This is a genomic window from Rossellomorea yichunensis, assembly GCF_032337515.1.
GTDB classification, from domain to species: Bacteria; Bacillota; Bacilli; order Bacillales; family Bacillaceae_B; genus Rossellomorea; species Rossellomorea yichunensis.
The window spans coordinates 411,715-428,284 of record NZ_JAVYAD010000005.1 but is presented as its reverse complement, the minus strand read 5'-3'; the positions used below and the strand labels follow the sequence as shown (position 1 = coordinate 428,284).

General features: G+C 43.4%; 9 protein-coding genes. 4 read left to right on the top strand and 5 right to left on the bottom strand.

Annotation, left to right across the window (positions count from 1 at the left end; genetic code table 11):
* Nucleotides 1–80: 80 nt before the first annotated feature.
* The gene (locus RSX31_RS16000) at nucleotides 81–4,052 is read left to right on the top strand and encodes a cell wall-binding repeat-containing protein (protein ID WP_315635170.1); all 3,972 of its coding nucleotides are present in this window, start codon (nucleotides 81–83) and stop codon (nucleotides 4,050–4,052) included.
* Nucleotides 4,053–4,225: 173 nt separating this feature from the next.
* Nucleotides 4,226–6,679, top strand: coding sequence for a cell wall-binding repeat-containing protein (locus RSX31_RS15995; RefSeq protein ID WP_315635169.1), 2,454 nt, complete (start codon nucleotides 4,226–4,228; stop codon nucleotides 6,677–6,679).
* 564 nt (nucleotides 6,680–7,243) lie between these two features.
* Here RSX31_RS15995 and trhO read toward each other — a convergent pair.
* Nucleotides 7,244–8,209 carry an oxygen-dependent tRNA uridine(34) hydroxylase TrhO gene (gene trhO, locus RSX31_RS15990; protein WP_315635168.1) on the bottom strand — a complete coding sequence of 322 codons (966 nt, stop codon included), beginning with the start codon at nucleotides 8,207–8,209 and terminating at the stop codon, nucleotides 7,244–7,246.
* Nucleotides 8,210–8,654: 445 nt separating this feature from the next.
* Between trhO and RSX31_RS15985 the strand changes: the two genes are divergently transcribed.
* Nucleotides 8,655–10,658 carry a penicillin-binding transpeptidase domain-containing protein gene (locus RSX31_RS15985; protein ID WP_315635167.1) on the top strand — a complete coding sequence of 668 codons (2,004 nt, stop codon included), beginning with the start codon at nucleotides 8,655–8,657 and terminating at the stop codon, nucleotides 10,656–10,658.
* Between the two features lie 201 nt (nucleotides 10,659–10,859).
* Nucleotides 10,860–11,930 (top strand): SDR family oxidoreductase, encoded by a 1,071-nt coding sequence (locus RSX31_RS15980; RefSeq protein ID WP_315635166.1) that lies wholly within the window; start codon nucleotides 10,860–10,862, stop codon nucleotides 11,928–11,930.
* A gap of 48 nt (nucleotides 11,931–11,978) precedes the next feature.
* On the opposite strand, the gene RSX31_RS15975 is transcribed toward RSX31_RS15980, so the two are convergent.
* Genes RSX31_RS15975 through RSX31_RS15960 form a run of 4 tightly spaced genes read right to left on the bottom strand, consistent with a single transcriptional unit; the run spans nucleotide 11,979 to nucleotide 16,478 of the window.
* Complete coding sequence (locus tag RSX31_RS15975; RefSeq protein ID WP_315635165.1) at nucleotides 11,979–12,770, bottom strand: SDR family oxidoreductase; 792 nt, start codon at nucleotides 12,768–12,770, stop codon at nucleotides 11,979–11,981.
* Between the two features lie 15 nt (nucleotides 12,771–12,785).
* Nucleotides 12,786–14,948, bottom strand: a complete 2,163-nt coding sequence (locus RSX31_RS15970) for a TRAP transporter permease (RefSeq protein ID WP_148995543.1) — start codon at nucleotides 14,946–14,948, stop codon at nucleotides 12,786–12,788.
* A gap of 15 nt (nucleotides 14,949–14,963) precedes the next feature.
* Complete coding sequence (locus RSX31_RS15965; protein WP_315635164.1) at nucleotides 14,964–15,437, bottom strand: DUF1850 domain-containing protein; 474 nt, start codon at nucleotides 15,435–15,437, stop codon at nucleotides 14,964–14,966.
* A gap of 42 nt (nucleotides 15,438–15,479) precedes the next feature.
* Nucleotides 15,480–16,478, bottom strand: coding sequence for a TAXI family TRAP transporter solute-binding subunit (locus RSX31_RS15960; protein ID WP_315635163.1), 999 nt, complete (start codon nucleotides 16,476–16,478; stop codon nucleotides 15,480–15,482).
* Nucleotides 16,479–16,570: the final 92 nt, after the last annotated feature.

Genomic DNA, 16,570 nt, shown 5'->3' with positions numbered 1-16,570 from the left:
CTATTATGACAAATCCTGTTGTATACTGGTAGATGGTGGCGAATCTACCACTTTACTAAACTACGAACAGGGGGAAGAAAATGAACGGGAAAACAATGAAGCGTCAATTGTTAAGTGTAACAGTTGCCTCCAGTATGGCTTTAAGCTTGTTTGCGCCTCCTCTAACTCAGCACGTATCCGCTGCAGACGAGGCACTTCAGGACTTAATCATTTCTGAATATATCGAAGGATCCAGTTACAATAAGGCCATTGAACTATATAACGGTACTGGTGAAGCAATTGATTTATCGAATTACTCCTTGGAATTACATAGCAATGGTGCGGCGACCACCGATAAGATTTTACCGTTATCCGGGACACTCGATGCAGGAGAAGTTTTCGTGATTGCTCATAAAGATGCAGATGCTGAAATTCTTGCCCAGGCTGATATTGTGGATAGTTACGTGATTAATTTTAACGGTGACGATCCGATTACCTTAAAAAAGAATGATAACATTATTGATTCTATCGGTCAGACAGGTGTAAAGGTCAGTTTTGCAGCTGATGTCTCTATTACTCGCAATGATTCTGTTTTGACAGGAGATGTAGACGTAACCGATGCATTTGATCTATCCGTAGAATGGACTGATCAAGGCAAAGATGTATTCAGTGATCTCGGAACGCATCTATCAGATGAACCGGCTCCTGAACCGACACCTATTGAACTATCTACCATCGCTGAAGCACGTACAGCTCCTAAAGGTACGGTTGTTAAAGTACAAGGTATTGCGACTGCATCCTTTGAAGCAGGCGGACAGACGAACCTGTTCATCCAGGATGGTACTGCAGGTGTCATCGTCCGTGGCAGCGGTCTTACTGCCGAGCCGGGTGACGAAGTAGTTGCTGAAGGAAAACTTAGCGATTATTATGGCATGCAGCAAATTGAAGCGACTGCTTCAAACGTGGAAATTACAGAAGAAGACAAGGGCGTTCCGTCACCAGCCTCTCTTATCTCTACAGACCTCTCAGCTGAAAATGGTGAAGATCACGAAGGAATGTTTGTTGAATTTACGGATGTGACAGTGGAATCCAAAGACGGCAACGGTAATTTCACTGCAACAGACAGCTCTGGTGAGTTCGTTATCAAACCAAATGATAGTACGATGCTTGAAGTCGGCAAAACGTACGAAATTCTTCGCGGGGTGGTTGATTATAACTTCGACGAATATAAACTGGTCCCCCGTAATACTTCAGATGTCATTGAAACCGCCTTCTCTGTAACCGCTGATCCAGCTTCAGGGTCTGTTGTAGATGGAACGATGGTTACACTTCAAACGGCAACTGAAGATGGATCCATTCATTACACAATGGATGGAACGGATCCGACAGCTTCCAGTCCAGAATATACCACACCGATCGAACTTACTGCAGATGTCACAATCAAGGCAGTTGTTGTAAAAGAGGGAGACACAAGCGGTGTTTCCACTTTCACTTACAAAATCCTTAAATCTGCAGATGGTTTAAGCATTCACGATATTCAAGGAGATTCCCATACCTCTCCTTACGAAAATATGACCGTCTCTAACGTTCAAGGAATCGTGACAGCGAAGGCAGGTTCCAATGCATTTTATATGCAGGAGGAGACACCGGACGATAGTCTGGCGACTTCTGAAGGAATCTATGTTTATGCAAAGGGCAATTCTGTCAAGGTCGGAGACAAAGTAAATGTGGCTGGTCAGGTAAAAGAGTGGAGAGAAGATGGATATGATGATGCTAAAGATCTTCTGACAACTCAAATCACGGCATCAGCCGTTACTGTAGAATCTTCAGACAATACAGTACCTGCTGCCATCATGATGGGGGTAGATCGCGTACCGCCGACTGAGATCATTGAAGATGATGAAATGACCTCTTTCGATCCCGAAACTGATGGACTGGACTTCTATGAAAGTCTTGAAGGAATGCTGATTGAAATTCCGAATGCCACGATTACAGGTCCGGTAAAATATGATGAACTCCCTGTAGTGGTTAACACTAGTGAAGATCAACTTCGCACAAGAGCGGGGGGAGTATTGATTTCTCCTGAGGATTATAACCCTGAGCGCATGTTGATCGACGTGGACGGCATGAATATCAATGTGAAAACAGGTGATATGCTGGATGGTTCCGTTACCGGAAACGTAAGCTATGATTATAGCAACTTTAAGATCCGTCCAACAGGAGCTTTCCCTACAGTAGTTGATGGGGGAACAGCGCAGCAAGTAACATCGATCACTCCGGTAGAAGAAGATCTGACGATTGCTTCTTACAATATTGAAAACTTTTATGCTGGAATTGAAAAAAGTAAAGTTGAGAAGATTGCTGACTCAATTGTTTCGAATATGAAAACGCCTGATATTATTGGCCTGGTCGAGGTTCAGGATAATAATGGACCAACAGATGATGGTACGACAGATGCAAGTGCATCATACGAAACAATCATCAAGGCCATTGAAGAAGCTGGCGGACCGTCTTATGAATTCACCGATATCTCTCCTGTTGATAAAACAGATGGCGGGCAGCCTGGTGGAAACATCCGTGTAGGTTTCATCTACAACCCTGAACGTGTCCAATTGACTGATAAAGAAGCCGGGGATGCGGTGACTTCCGTGGGTGTTGATGAAAATGGACTTACTCATAACCCTGGTCGAATCGATCCGACTAATGAAGCATTTGACGACTCACGTAAAGCCCTTGCAGCCGAATTCATGTTTAACGGTGAAAAAGTAATAGTCGTAGCAAACCACTTTAACTCCAAAGGTGGAGACGGCGCATTATTCGGTGCAGATCATCCTGTTGTGCTTGGTAGTGAAGTACAGCGACTTAAACAAGCCGAAGTACTGAATGATTTTGTGAAGGATGTGAACGAAAAGGTCGAAGGTGCAAACGTTGTGGTTCTTGGTGACCTGAACGACTTCGAATTTTCTGCTCCAATCAATACTCTCGAAGGGGACGTCTTGACCAATATGATGGAAAAGCTTCCTGCAGAGGAACGCTACACGTATATTTATCAAGGAAACTCTCAAGTTCTTGATCATATTCTAGTGACGAATAATCTGGCAAAGACAACGATGATCGATAGTATCAACATCAACTCTGATTTTAGTGAAGAAGATGGTCGTGCGAGTGATCACGATCCTGTCCTGGCTAAGATTCAGTTTGAAAATAAGGTAGAACGCATTTCTGGTGACGATCGTTACCACACAGCTATTGAAATATCGAAAAAAGGCTGGGAGTCCGCAGACACAGTGGTCATTGCCAGAGGCGATCAATTCCCGGATGCCCTTGCAGGAGCTCCACTTGCTTACAAACATGATGCACCAATCTTATTGACGCAGCAAGGCAGTTTGAACGCTGAAGTACAAGATGAAATCAAGCGTTTAGGTGCGAAGAAAGCGATCATCCTTGGTGGCGAAGGTGCTGTATCCAAGTATGTTCAATATCAGCTTAAAGGATTAGGTTTGAAAACAGACCGTATCACAGGAGACGATCGATTTGAAACAGCGGCAAATATCGCTGCCAAATTGGATGGAGATCCTGAAAAAGCGATTGTAGCAAATGCCTACCAATTCGCCGATGCCCTTTCTGTTGCTTCTTATGCCTCACAGAATGGATATCCGATTGTACTATCCGCTCAAGACAAGTTGTCAAAAGCCTCTAATAAAGTATTAAAAGACATTGACGAAAAAATCGTGGTTGGAGGAGAAAATGCAATCAGTACTGAGATTTTCGACAGTTTTGAAGAAGCGACCCGTTATAGTGGCTTGAACCGTTACGAAACATCTGCTGAAATTGCGAAACACTTAACTCCTCAAACTAACAAGGCAATTGTGGCAACAGGGACTAATTTTGCCGATGCTCTTGCAGGTTCTGTCCTTGCAGCAAAAGAAGGTGCTGAAATCCTTCTTGTGAAGAAAGAGGAAGTACCAGAAGATATTATGGAAGCAATTGATATGGATGATATTTCTAACTTTCGTGTTATTGGTGGGGAAAATGCCGTTAGTGAAGAAGTTGTAAAACAACTCAAGAAATAGATTATGGAAAAATGGCAGGGGGAGTCCTCCCCTGTCCTCATATGTAAAAAGAACCAGATTTGTTTTAATATTTAGTAAAATTATCACATTTTTTCATAAAATTACTATATAATGGGCTTTGTGGATGAGGTTCCGACAAAAACCTACAAAAGAACGGGAAGGGATTAACCAAAATGAATATTAAAAAACCTTTATACGGTGTATTATCAACTGCAGCTCTGGCCGCTGCGATTTTTGCAGTATCTCCTGCAACTTCAGCTTCAGCAGAAGGGGAAGAGTTTGATTTAACGATTATGCATACCAACGATACGCATGCTCATGTGGAAGGCTATCCACGTTTAGTGACGGCAGTAAATGAGCTGCGCACTGAAAAAGCGAACTCTTTACTTTTAGACGCCGGTGATGTATTCTCAGGGACTCTGTATTTCCGACAATACCTTGGACAGGCAGACCTTCACTTTATGAATGAGCTTAAATACGATGCAATGACACTTGGTAATCATGAATTCGATAAAGATTCCAAAACTCTTGCAGACTTCATTAAAAATATGGAATTCCCGATGGTTTCATCCAATGTGGCTGTTACAGGTGACAAGGATTTAGAGCCACTTTTCAAAGGCGAAATCGGTCAGCCAGGCGATGGTGGTAACGTCTACCCTGCAATGATCAAAGAAGTAGATGGAGAGAAAGTGGGAATCTACGGATTAACGACTCCAGATACAGAATTCATCTCTAACCCTGGTGAAAATGTCGTATTTGAAGATGCAGTTGAAAAATCAAAGGCTACAATTGCGATGCTTAAAGAAAAAGGAGTCAATAAAATCATCGTCCTTTCTCACCTGGGATACTCGAATGACTTAGAGTTAGCCGAGGAAGTAGAGGGAATTGATGTAATCGTTGGTGGTCATTCTCATACTGTTCTTGACGAGCCTGTGGTTATTGAGAAGGAAGAGCCGACACTGATTGTTCAAGCTGGCGAATACTTGAACCTGCTTGGATTATTGGATGTAACATTTGATGATGAAGGTGTAGTAACTAGCCATGACGGAGAAGTGCTGGACCTTGAAAGCTATGAAGAAGATGCAGACGCACTCGCGAAGGTTGAAGAGTTCAAAGCGCCTCTTGATGATTTGAAAAAAGAAGTTGTTGGGAACACGAAGGTAGCTCTTGATGGAGAACGTGCCGATGTACGTCGAAAAGAAACAAACCTAGGAAACTTAATCGCGGACGGTATGGTTGCGAAAGCGAATGAATTCGTGGAAACGCATATCGGTCTTCAAAATGGTGGCGGGATCCGTGCTTCAATCGATGCCGGTGAAATCACTCTTGGGGAAGTATTGACCACTATGCCATTTGGAAACAACCTGGTCACTCTTGATTTAACGGGACAAGAAATTATGGATGCCCTTGAGCACAGTGTATCCAGAGTTGAAGGGGAAGACGCACCAGGTGAATTCCTTCAAGTTTCAGGGATTAACTTCAAGTATGATGTAAGCAAGCCTGCCGGGGAGCGAGTATGGTCCGTAGAAGTGAAGACAGACAACGGATTTGAAGAGATTGACCCTGAAATGATGTACTCTGTGGCAACAAACGCCTTTACTGCAGATGGTGGAGACGGTTATACAATGTTCAAGGAAGCGAAAGAAGATGGCCGCATGACAGAATTATTCGTGGTCGATTTTGAGGTGTTCACTTCTTACCTTGAAAAGAACAACCCTATTTCACCAGCTGTTGAAGATCGAATCGTACAAGAAGAAGCACCGGAAGTAACACGTCTTACTGGTGATACTCGATACGAGACAGCCGTTGAAATTTCGAAAAAAGGTTGGGAAACGTCAGATACAGTTATCCTTGCCCGCGGCGATTCATTCCCTGATGCCCTTGCAGGAGCACCTCTTGCCTATAAACATGATGCGCCGATTTTGTTAACTGAAAATGGGACATTAAATGCAGCTGCAAAAGCAGAAATCCAGCGCCTTGGTGCAAAGAATGTCATTATTCTAGGTGGAAAAGGTGCTGTGAGTAACTATGTGAAATATCAGCTTGAAGGAATGGGACTTGATGTTGATCGTATCGGCGGAGATGATCGCTGGGAAACGGCTGTGAACATCGCTGCTAGTCTTGGGGGATCCCCGGAGAAAGCAGTAGTAGCAAACGGCAAGAACTTCCCTGACGCTCTCGCCATCGCTTCTTATGCAGCGAGCAATGGATACCCGATCCTATTGACGGACTCTGATAAACTTCCAGCTGAAACAAATAAAGCTTTAAAAGGAATCGGCAGTACGATTGTAGTCGGTGGAGAAGCTGTAGTAAGCAAGGACGTATTGGAATCACTTCCTGAAGCGACACGTTACTTCGGTCAAGACCGTTACGGCACGGCAGCGAAAATCGCGACAGACCTTAATCCATCTACACAAGTATACGTGGCAACTGGAAAGAATTTCGCAGATGCATTAGCCGGTTCTGTACTTGCGGCAAAAGAAAATGCTTCTATGCTATTAGTACATCCTAATGACCTGCCTTCTGTCACTTCTGATGCAATTAATGAATTAAAAGCGAAGGATTTCCATATTCTTGGCGGTGAAAATGCTGTAAGTGAGACAGTAGCAGAAAAATTAATGAAATAATTTTATCAAGAGAAGAGCCATCGATATATCCGATGGCTTTTTCTTTTTCATAAAAACAGATTTAGATGATCTTCGCTAAACACAAAAGGAGTGATTAGCGTTGCGTCTATTATTGGCATTAATCTATTCTAGTTTTGTATTTATCCTGACTTGTACTCAGAATATCACCAAACTTAACGTTGAGGGACCATCTCTTCTGATACGGATAGTATGAGATTCTTTGATTTTCAATCATATCCATTTCATAGCCAAACTTATTTATGCCAAAAGTCAGGGTATTGCATCGCCTTTTACTTTCTTGCATTCATAATTCCCCTTACTAGCTGGAAGGGTTCTAGTGGAATTATTCTTTCAGTCGCTTTTGGGCTCTTTACTGAAATCGCACAACTTTGTTTCTCAAAGACAGATTGCTTGATGTAGATATGATGTACTTGAAATTTCACAATATTTCATTTTAGATACGGCGGTCAATCAATAAATCAGGTTACTTTCCTAAAGAAACAAAGTGGATGAAATGCAAATAAAAAAACTGGCTGATTTCAGCCAGTTCTTATCAGGTATACATTAGATCGTCGCAGTTTCTTTCTCGTTCTCAATCACAGCCAAACGCTCTGCCACTTCTTCCTCCGTCAAACCATGCTCTTTAATGTAGCGGTTTTCAAGGCTCTTGCGGCATTCATCAGAGCAGCTTCTCATATACTTATGCTCGTTTTCTTCAGAGCAAAGAATTTTTCGGTTACAAGGAGGGTGCGCACAGTTTACATAGCGCTCACAAGGTTCACCTGTGTAGTAGTCTTTCCCGACAACGACATGCTCTGTCTGGTTGACTGGAACACCGATACGCTCGTCGAATACATAAAGCTGACCGTCCCATAGCTGACCTTTCACTTCAGGGTCTTGCCCGTAAGTGACGATTCCGCCATGAAGCTGTGCTACATCCTCAAAGCCTTCTTTCACTAACCAGCCTGAGAATTTTTCACAGCGGATACCACCCGTACAATACGTGATGATTTTCTTGCCTTCCAGTTTATCTTTATTATCACGGACCCAATTCGGAAGATCGCGGAAGTTTTTGATATCCGGCTTCACGGCTCCTCTGAAGTGTCCCAATTCATATTCGTAGTCATTTCGTGCATCAAGAAGGATCGTATCTTCCTGCTGGATTTGTTCAAAGAAATCCTTTGGGTCAAGGTATTTACCTGTGAGTTCATTCGGATTTACATCATCTTCAAGACGAAGTGTCACTAACTCTGGACGGTGCTTCACTTTCAATTTCTTGAAGGCATGACCATCAGTTTCGTCAATTTTGAACACAGTGTCCGAGAAGTGAGGATCCTTTCTCATCGCTTCCATATAAGCATCTGTCTGTTCAATCGTGCCGGAACATGTTCCGTTGATTCCTTCAGATGAAATCAGGATACGTCCCATAAGGCCAAGCTCCTCGCACAATTCTTTATGCTGGGCCGTAACCTCCTCGGGATTCTCAATGGCTACATAGTTGTAATACAGTAGTACTCGATAATTTTTCATGTTTATTTCCACCTATCGATATATATTTGCAAGATATAATCTTAGGATTCTGTTCCTTATTACTCTTACGATGTACTATTATAACAAATTTTTAAAGAAATGCATTATGTATGGGTGAGAAAAGCTGGGGATTGTGAGGAAAAGGTGGTGGATTTTGGGTTCTAGGCTGGGAGATTGGTACTCATACCGACTTTGGCGGAGTCTAATATGCCATATTTGAGATTTATCTGCCGTGTTTCGGATTTGCGTGCCATTTTATGAATTTATCTGCCAAATATCAAATATATCTGCCACTATTCAAATTACGACAAATTCCGCTGCCTTTCAGGTCATCATCATAACTAAGAAATACAAGCATATAGATACAATAAATTTGAAAATATTTGTTATTTTTGAAAGAATTAGAAGTGAGATGAAAAGTCTAATATAGGGGTTGTCGGTACATATGTATAGAAAAGTCATTCTGGTTTGTCTCTTTGTCACTTTCAGTCTGTTGGTTGCCGGATGTCAAGAGAAGCCAAAGCCTGATGATCGCTTGCAGGAATACGTCGATCTTTGGAATAAAGAAAAATTTGAAAGTATGTTCAACGAGTATCTAAACTCTTCAACTAAGGAGTCGTTTAAGAAAGAAGATTTCGTCACGAGATACAAGGACATCTATGAAGATTTAGAAGTGAAGGATGTAAAGGTATCTTTTAAAAAGCCGGAAAAAGAAGTGGACTGGGACAAGGAAACAAAAGCGGGATTTCCTTTGAAAATCACATTCAACACTTTGGCTGGTAAGGTGTCCTATGATAAAGAAATCACTTTAACCAAAGAAAAACAAGGTGAAGATGAAAATTGGTTTGTAGACTGGGAGCCTTCTTTTATCCTGCCGGAAATGGAAAAGGGAGATAAAGTAGGAGTGGAAAGTATAGCCGCTAAGCGCGGGGATATACTTGACCGGAATCAACAGCCCCTTGCGATGAATGGAGAAGCATTTGAATTGGGGATCGTACCGAAAGAGTTTAACAAGAGCGACTTAAAGAAGCTTTCATCCCTGCTTGATATGTCAGAGGAATCGATTCAGGGTAAGCTTGATCAGAGCTGGGTGAAACCGGAATTTTTTGTGCCGATTAAAAAGATTGCCCTCAGCGAACGACCTTTAGCTCTGGAAGTAATTGAATTAGGAGGTCTGTACTCTAAACGGGTGCCTGCAAGGGAATACCCATATGGGGAAGCGACCGCCCACCTGACTGGTTATATAGGGAAACTTACAGCAGAAAAGCTGGAGAAACTAAAAGCTGAAGGCTATACAGCTCAATCATTGATGGGGCTCAGCGGTGCTGAAGAAGTATATGAAGACCAATTAAAAGGAAACGACGGACAGCGCATTTACTTGAAGAAAGAAGAATCTGAGGAAGTAGTGACCGTTTCAGAACAACCGGTAGAGGATGGTAAAAACATCACCTTGACCATCGACGCCGAAATGCAAAAGAAGCTTTATGAACAAATGAAGAGTGAAGCAGGGACAGCGGCAGCCCTCAATCCTCAAACCGGTGAAGCATTGGCACTGGTCAGTACACCAGCCTATGATCCGAATGATTTTGTATTGGGCATGTCCTCTGAAAAGTACAAAAAGTTGGCGGACGACCCTAAAAAGCCATTACGTAATCGTTTTCCCATTGCGTATTCACCTGGATCAACCATGAAGGGCATCACTGCTTCCGTTGGATTGAAATCCGGAAAGCTGGATCCAAATAAGATTTATGATATTACCGGGAAGAAGTGGCAAAAGGATGATTCTTGGGGAAATTACCGAGTCGTCCGTGTCTTTGATAATGAGAGTAAGGTGGACTTGGAAAGCGCGTTGAAATTCTCGGATAATATTTATTTCGCAAGAGTCGGGTTGGAAATGGGGGCAGAAACCTTTATTGCCGGTTTGAAGGACTTTGGTTTTGGGGAGGAAATTCCATCTTCTTATCCAATTTATAAATCACAAATCTCCAACGACGGAACCATCTCCAAAGAAGTCCAACTGGCTGATTCAGCCTTTGGTCAAGGGGAAGTTCTCATGAGCATCGTTCACCTGGCCAGCGCCTATGGCGGAATCATCAACGATGGAAATATGATGAAGCCGAGACTCTTAATGGACGAGGAACATGAAGTGTGGAAAGAAAAATTGCTGACGAAAGAGCAAGCAGATATGCTCAAGACCGATCTGCGAAAAGTAGTCACTGAAGGAATTGCCGGAAAAGCGAGTGTAAAAGGGAAAGCAATCGCCGGTAAAACCGGTACGGCAGAAATCAAGGCAGAACAGGGAACAACCGGGACTGAAAATGGATTATTTGTTTCCTATGATCAAAATGACCCGACGATGGTGCTCGCCGTGCTTCTTGAAGACGTAGAAGAAGCAGGAGGCAGTACGCATACGGTAGAAGTGACGAAAAGATTTTATGATAGCTGGTAGTCCAAAAACGGTGAGCAGGAATATGCTCACCGTTTTTTTATTTGAGAGGGACGGACCTCTGGATCTGGAATAGAAGGTCCGTCCCTCCGTTTCATTTTGACATCATGTTCCAACTCTCTCATTAACCACGATTCCGCTTTCAATATGTGCTATGATAGACAAAATGGCCCTAGAGGTTGAAATTCAACAGGAGTGATCAATTTGAATTTGTTTTTAACGGGATCGACAGGTTTTCTTGGTGGGAGGCTCATCAAGAACCTTTTACAACATAAACGTAACGAAGTCTATATTCTAGTAAGAAATGTAGAGAAGGCTGAAAGATTAAGAGATTCCTTTCAAATGGCTGAGCAAAAGAGAATTCATATTTTCCAAGGGGATATCACCATTCCAAATGCCGGCTTGAGTAAGGATGATCTTGAGTGGTTAACGGGGAAGATCGATGCGGTTTATCACCTCGCTGCCCTGGTGAAGTTTGATTTGGAATTGCGTGATGAACTGTTTGCTGCTAATTACGATGGGACCAAGCATATCCTTGAATTGGCTTCCATTCTGCAAGTGAAAAAGTTTTATTATGTGAGCACGGCTTACACGGTCGGAAAGCTTGCAGAAGGGGTGGAGGAGCTTTATCCGGCAGAGGGAGAATTCCATAACCCATACGAGGAAAGCAAAGTGAAATCGGAGCATCTTGTTTTTTCTTATCGAGACAAAATGGATGTGTCCATTTTCCGCCCGGCTATTATTGTAGGAGATTCTAAAACGGGGGAAGCGGACTCTCAATTCACACTGTACGGATTCATGCGTGCTCTCGGGGTGTTTAAACGTAAGACTGCAAGACGCCGGGGGGAAGAACGGACCTATAGACTCGTGGCGGCGAAAAATGGTACTTCCAATCTTGTTCCCGTGGATTATGTGGCGGACATTCTAAGCCTTGCTCCAGAAAAAGCCCAAGCGAACAAAATCTATCATATTACGAATCCGGATCCTCCTGAGAACATCGAGCTTTTGAAGATGTTAAAAGAAGCACTTCAATTTGAGAACTTATCGGTCGTTGAAAACACGGGTGAGTATGAGTTAGATGAAGAGGAAGTAAAGCTTAATAGCTTGATTGATGTGTTCAAGGTGTATCTGGCAGGGGCGTTGACGTTTGATGATCGCAATACTCAAGACCTGATGGAAGGTACCGGGGTATCCCATTTGGATATGTCGAATGAGACCATTGAGATGATCATACGGACGGGTTGCGAGCCTAACGGTGGGAAAGTCACTGTATAAATAGAATAAGCAAAGCCCCAATGGTAATAGCCATTGGGGCTTTGTTTTTTATAGTGCGGTAACCAATCCGCCATCAACGACAAGGGATTGACCGGTTAAATAAGTGTTGGCGTCTGAAACTAAGAAGGTAATGGCCCGGGCAAATTCTTCAGGCTCGCCGTACCTTCCCATCGGAATAGCTTTTTCACTTTGCTTCTTAAATTCCTCAATAGAAATATTTTGTTTATCTGCGTTTAATTGATCCAACTGAGCCACTCGTTCTGTTGCGATCCTACCAGGACCTACCGTGTTGATGAGAATGTGATCCTGGGCCAGTTCCCTTGATAAGCTCTTTGATAACCCGACGATTCCCGTTCTGAAGGTGTTGGATAGAATTAGACCATCAATTGCCTGCTTCGTGGAGGAAGAAGCGATATTGACGATCCGTCCGCCCTTATTCTTTTTCATATGGGGAATAACCTCTCTGATGGTACGGATATAGCTAAGCAGGTTAAGCTCAAAGGCATATTGCCAGTCTTCATCATCGAATTGCTGGAAGCCCCCTGCAGGTGGACCTCCTGTGTTGTTGACGAGAATGTCAACTCCTCCGAGTTTATTTACCCCTGTTTCAACGAGTGCTTGAATGTCTGCTGGTTTCGTCATGTCACATGTTGCAAAATAGACTTGGTGATTCCCTGACAGTTTAATGATCTCTTTTGCAGTAGATTGAAGCTCTTCTTCATTTCGGCTGGAAATAAGCACGTGAGCTCCTTCTTTTGCAAGCTCGAGTGCCGTTGCTTTTCCTAATCCTTTACTGGAAGCAGTGACGATCACTGCTTTATTTTTTAAACCAAAATCCATTAAAATCCACCTCGTTTAATTGGGAATATCGATCTCCTTATTCATCGGTTTACCCTTTCCTTGGTAATTCCAAAACAGAACAAAGACGAAGACGGTGAAGCCAATGATATCCGTCATCCAGCCAGGATAGATCAGGAGAAAAGCGGCTGCTGCACTTATCAAGCGCATACTGACAGGGATTTTCTTCTTGAAATAGCCCTCGATGGAAACCGACAACAGGAACACTCCGATAACAGATGTAACGGTCAGGACAAGAATACTAGTAACAGATGCGTCCACCATAAGCATTTCGTGGGAAAACACAAACATGAACGGAACGATAAATCCTGCAATGGCAAGTCTCATCGCCTGGAATCCGGTCTTAGTCGGATCACCGCCACTGATGCCTGCTCCGGCAAAGGCTGCCAGGGCGACAGGCGGCGTGATATTCGCAAAGATTCCAAAGTAGAATACAAACATATGAGCAACAAACACGGCCGTTTCCGTCGACCCGGCCAATTCACGGAACAGTGGCAGCTGTAAAAGGATCGGTGCTGCCATGGTGCTCGTGATGATATAGGTTGGGATACTTGGTAAGCCCATTCCAAGCACGATGGAAGTAACCATTGTCAGCAGTAACGTAATGACGAGCTGAAGGAGCGGGCTGTCGATCATTTCACCAATACCGACAATACTGTTTGCGAGCTCCAGTGCAACTCCAGTCAGTGAAGCAACTCCGACAACAATTCCAACGGCACCGCAGGCGACTGCAACCGGAATCGTCGTTTTCGCTCCTTCTTCCAATGCTTGTACGCAATCCTTTAACCCTATTTCTTCGGCTTCCAGGTTTTTTGTTTTCCTAACGAGATTGATGACTAATGGAATCACCACAATCAACAGAAGTTCCCACCATCCGTTTTTCAGGGGAGGGATGCCTTCTCCTGAAAGGAGGCCATTGACCTGTGGTTGGAAAATGAAAAATACTCCTAGCACGGTTGATAACGTCAGAACCTGCTTCGAACCGGAAATGATAATCGTTGCCAAAATCGACCAGAAAGCAGCGTAGAATGGTGTTTTTCCTGAGAATAATAAGTACAGGAGAATCACCATCGGGATGATTAAATGTCCTCTTTCGGCAAGCACTGCTTTCACGGACGGCAACTCTGACTTCGGTACTCCGTGCAATCCGCGCTTGGAAGCTCTAAAGTGCACCTGAAGCAGGATGCCGATGTAGAATAGCAGTGCAGGGATGATACCTGCCATGATCACTTTGGTATAAGGAATATTCAGATTCTCTGCCATAATGAAGGCGGCTGCGCCCATGATTGGAGGAAGGATCTGACCGCCGACACTTGCCGCTGATTCGACCGCCCCTGCAAATTCTTTCTTATAGCCGATTTTTTTCATCAATGGAATGGTGAAAGCCCCGGTTGTCACGACATTGGCAACAGCCGAACCATTAATGGAACCGAGAAAGCCACTGGCGATAACCGCAACTTTAGCAGGACCGCCTTTTGTATGACCAGCGACTGCCAGTGCCAGGTCATTAAATAATTTCCCCATGCCTGAGCGGCTAAGGAATGCTCCGAATAAGATGAAGAGAATGATGTAGCTTGCCGATACACCGATCGCTGTACCAAGGATCCCCTCCGTAATGTAAACAAGCTGGGATATCATTTTCTTTGTCACGGTCAATGTGATTTGAGAATTCAATTCCGGATAGATGGCCAGCTTTACATAGAGGCCATAGATTAAAAATCCAAGGGCAAGGAGGGTCAATCCCCAGCCTGTCACACGCCTTGTCAGTTCGAGAAGAAGAACAATGACGAGTATTCCGACGATGAAATCGGTATCGTTGATTTGTCCCCCCATTTTAATGATGCGCTCTGCACTGAATAACATATAAATGCCAACGAATAAGGACAACGCGCTTAAGATATAGTCATAAAATGGAACAGGGAGGCCTTTCTTTTTACTAATAAAAGGGTACAGGATAAATCCAATGGCCATTAAGCCATATAAGTGGATGCTTCGCTGCTTTACATCGACTAATGCCCCTGCATAAGACGTGTATAAGTGGAAGAGTGCAATCCCGGCTGCCACTACTAAAATAAATAGACCGATCACCTTGGGGTACTGGCTTCTCGTATTTCCCTCCCGGTCCAACTCTTCCACAGATGTGTTCTTTTGTTTTCTCATCATGAGTCACCTCGCTTAATCTTTAACAATCATATAAATCAGTTCATACATAGGGACGGACCCCACGGATAATTGGTAGGACCGCTGAGAATCGAGTACTAGAGTTCGTGCATTTAATGAAATTCGATGATTCGTATTCTTACCTGTCTGGAAGCGCAATGAGGTTCCAATCGGTTGATGGATATTCGTCATATACACCCAGCCATCTTTGATATAGGTGTCTTCGCCTGCGTTATCCGGGACACCGGCACCAAACGTTTTGAAACGGGTGGAGGTCAAGTTGATGGTATTATCTTTAATGTGGAAAAATTCTTCCCAATCTTCTTTTTCAACAGAATGTGTCCAGCGGATGGAAACTTCCTTTTGGTTGAAAACAGGCTGCACTACTATATTTTTATTCTCATAGGATAAGACGATCGTGTTCATCGGGACAATGGCGAGAAGGGTAAGAAGGAGCAGGGCGGAGAAGCCCAGAATTCTTTTTCTCATAGATAGAATGAAAAGGGCACCAGGATTGATGCCCTTTCTCTATTATTCCAGTAATCCTTTTTCTTCATAAAACTTCTTCGCCCCCGGGTGCAGGGGAGCAATGAGGCCCTTCGCCATTTCATCCCGGTTCACTTCTTTAAGCGGTGCAACCGCAACTGCGTCTGTTCCTAAGTAGTCGTAATAACGTTTTGTTAAGTCGTATACTGTGTCTTCACTTACATCCTTCGATACAACCAGCATATTTTGAATCCCGACGGTTTCAACCTTTGAATCCAGGTTATATTTTGCTTCGTCTCCTGACTCAATCGTAAATGTTTTATAGAACGGATATTTCTCCATTAGCTTATCAGCAAGATCTCCTTTGATTTCAACAAACGATACATCATTTTGCTGCATAAGGTCTGTAATATTACTGTTCGGTACACCTGAAGTGAAGAATGCAGCATCAAGTGTGCCATTTTTCATTTCCTGAACAGAATCCGCGTACCCTGTGTGGGTGACTTTTTCAAGGTCATCATACGATAAACCGGCCGCTTCCAATACTTTCTTCGCGCTTTGTTCCACGCCGGAACCTACCTGACCGACTCCCACTTTCTTACCCTTTAAATCTTCAATACTCTTAATTCCGCTATCAGACATAGCGACTACCTGTACAACGTTTTGGTACATGCCTGCAAGAGCCTGAACCTCTACTTTATTGCCTTCGAACTGTCCTTTTCCTTCAACTGCATCATATGCAACATCGCTCATGACAATTGCCATTTGATTAAGACCGTCTGTAATGTTCTGGATATTGGCTACAGAAGCTCCTGTCGATTCTACTGTTACATTCCCGATCGATTCACTTTCCTCGAAAATCGGTTTTAATGATCCGCCAATCGCATAATAAGCACCAGACGTTCCACCTGTACCAAATACGATTGATTGGCTGGAAGAATCATCGCCACTGCTTGAATCGCCGCCGCTTGCGCCATCACTGCCACATGCCGCCAATAGTAATGAGATGATGGCTACCATCGAAATCCATTTTAATCTTTTCATCGTTTCGTCCTCCTTTAAGTTACCTATTAAATATGGTAACGCTTACATATAAAAATGAGAATATTTAGAACTTAAAGGACGTTTTGGTCTTT

Coding starts and splice junctions, on each gene's coding strand:
- RSX31_RS15975 (WP_315635165.1), bottom strand. CDS start 12,770: ATGGATTTTGGTTTAAAAAATAAAGCAGTGATCGTCACTGCTTCCAGT.
- RSX31_RS15995 (WP_315635169.1), top strand. CDS start 4,226: ATGAATATTAAAAAACCTTTATACGGTGTATTATCAACTGCAGCTCTG.
- RSX31_RS15965 (WP_315635164.1), bottom strand. CDS start 15,437: ATGAGAAAAAGAATTCTGGGCTTCTCCGCCCTGCTCCTTCTTACCCTT.
- RSX31_RS16000 (WP_315635170.1), top strand. CDS start 81: ATGAACGGGAAAACAATGAAGCGTCAATTGTTAAGTGTAACAGTTGCC.
- trhO (WP_315635168.1), bottom strand. CDS start 8,209: ATGAAAAATTATCGAGTACTACTGTATTACAACTATGTAGCCATTGAG.
- RSX31_RS15970 (WP_148995543.1), bottom strand. CDS start 14,948: ATGAGAAAACAAAAGAACACATCTGTGGAAGAGTTGGACCGGGAGGGA.
- RSX31_RS15960 (WP_315635163.1), bottom strand. CDS start 16,478: ATGAAAAGATTAAAATGGATTTCGATGGTAGCCATCATCTCATTACTA.
- RSX31_RS15985 (WP_315635167.1), top strand. CDS start 8,655: ATGTATAGAAAAGTCATTCTGGTTTGTCTCTTTGTCACTTTCAGTCTG.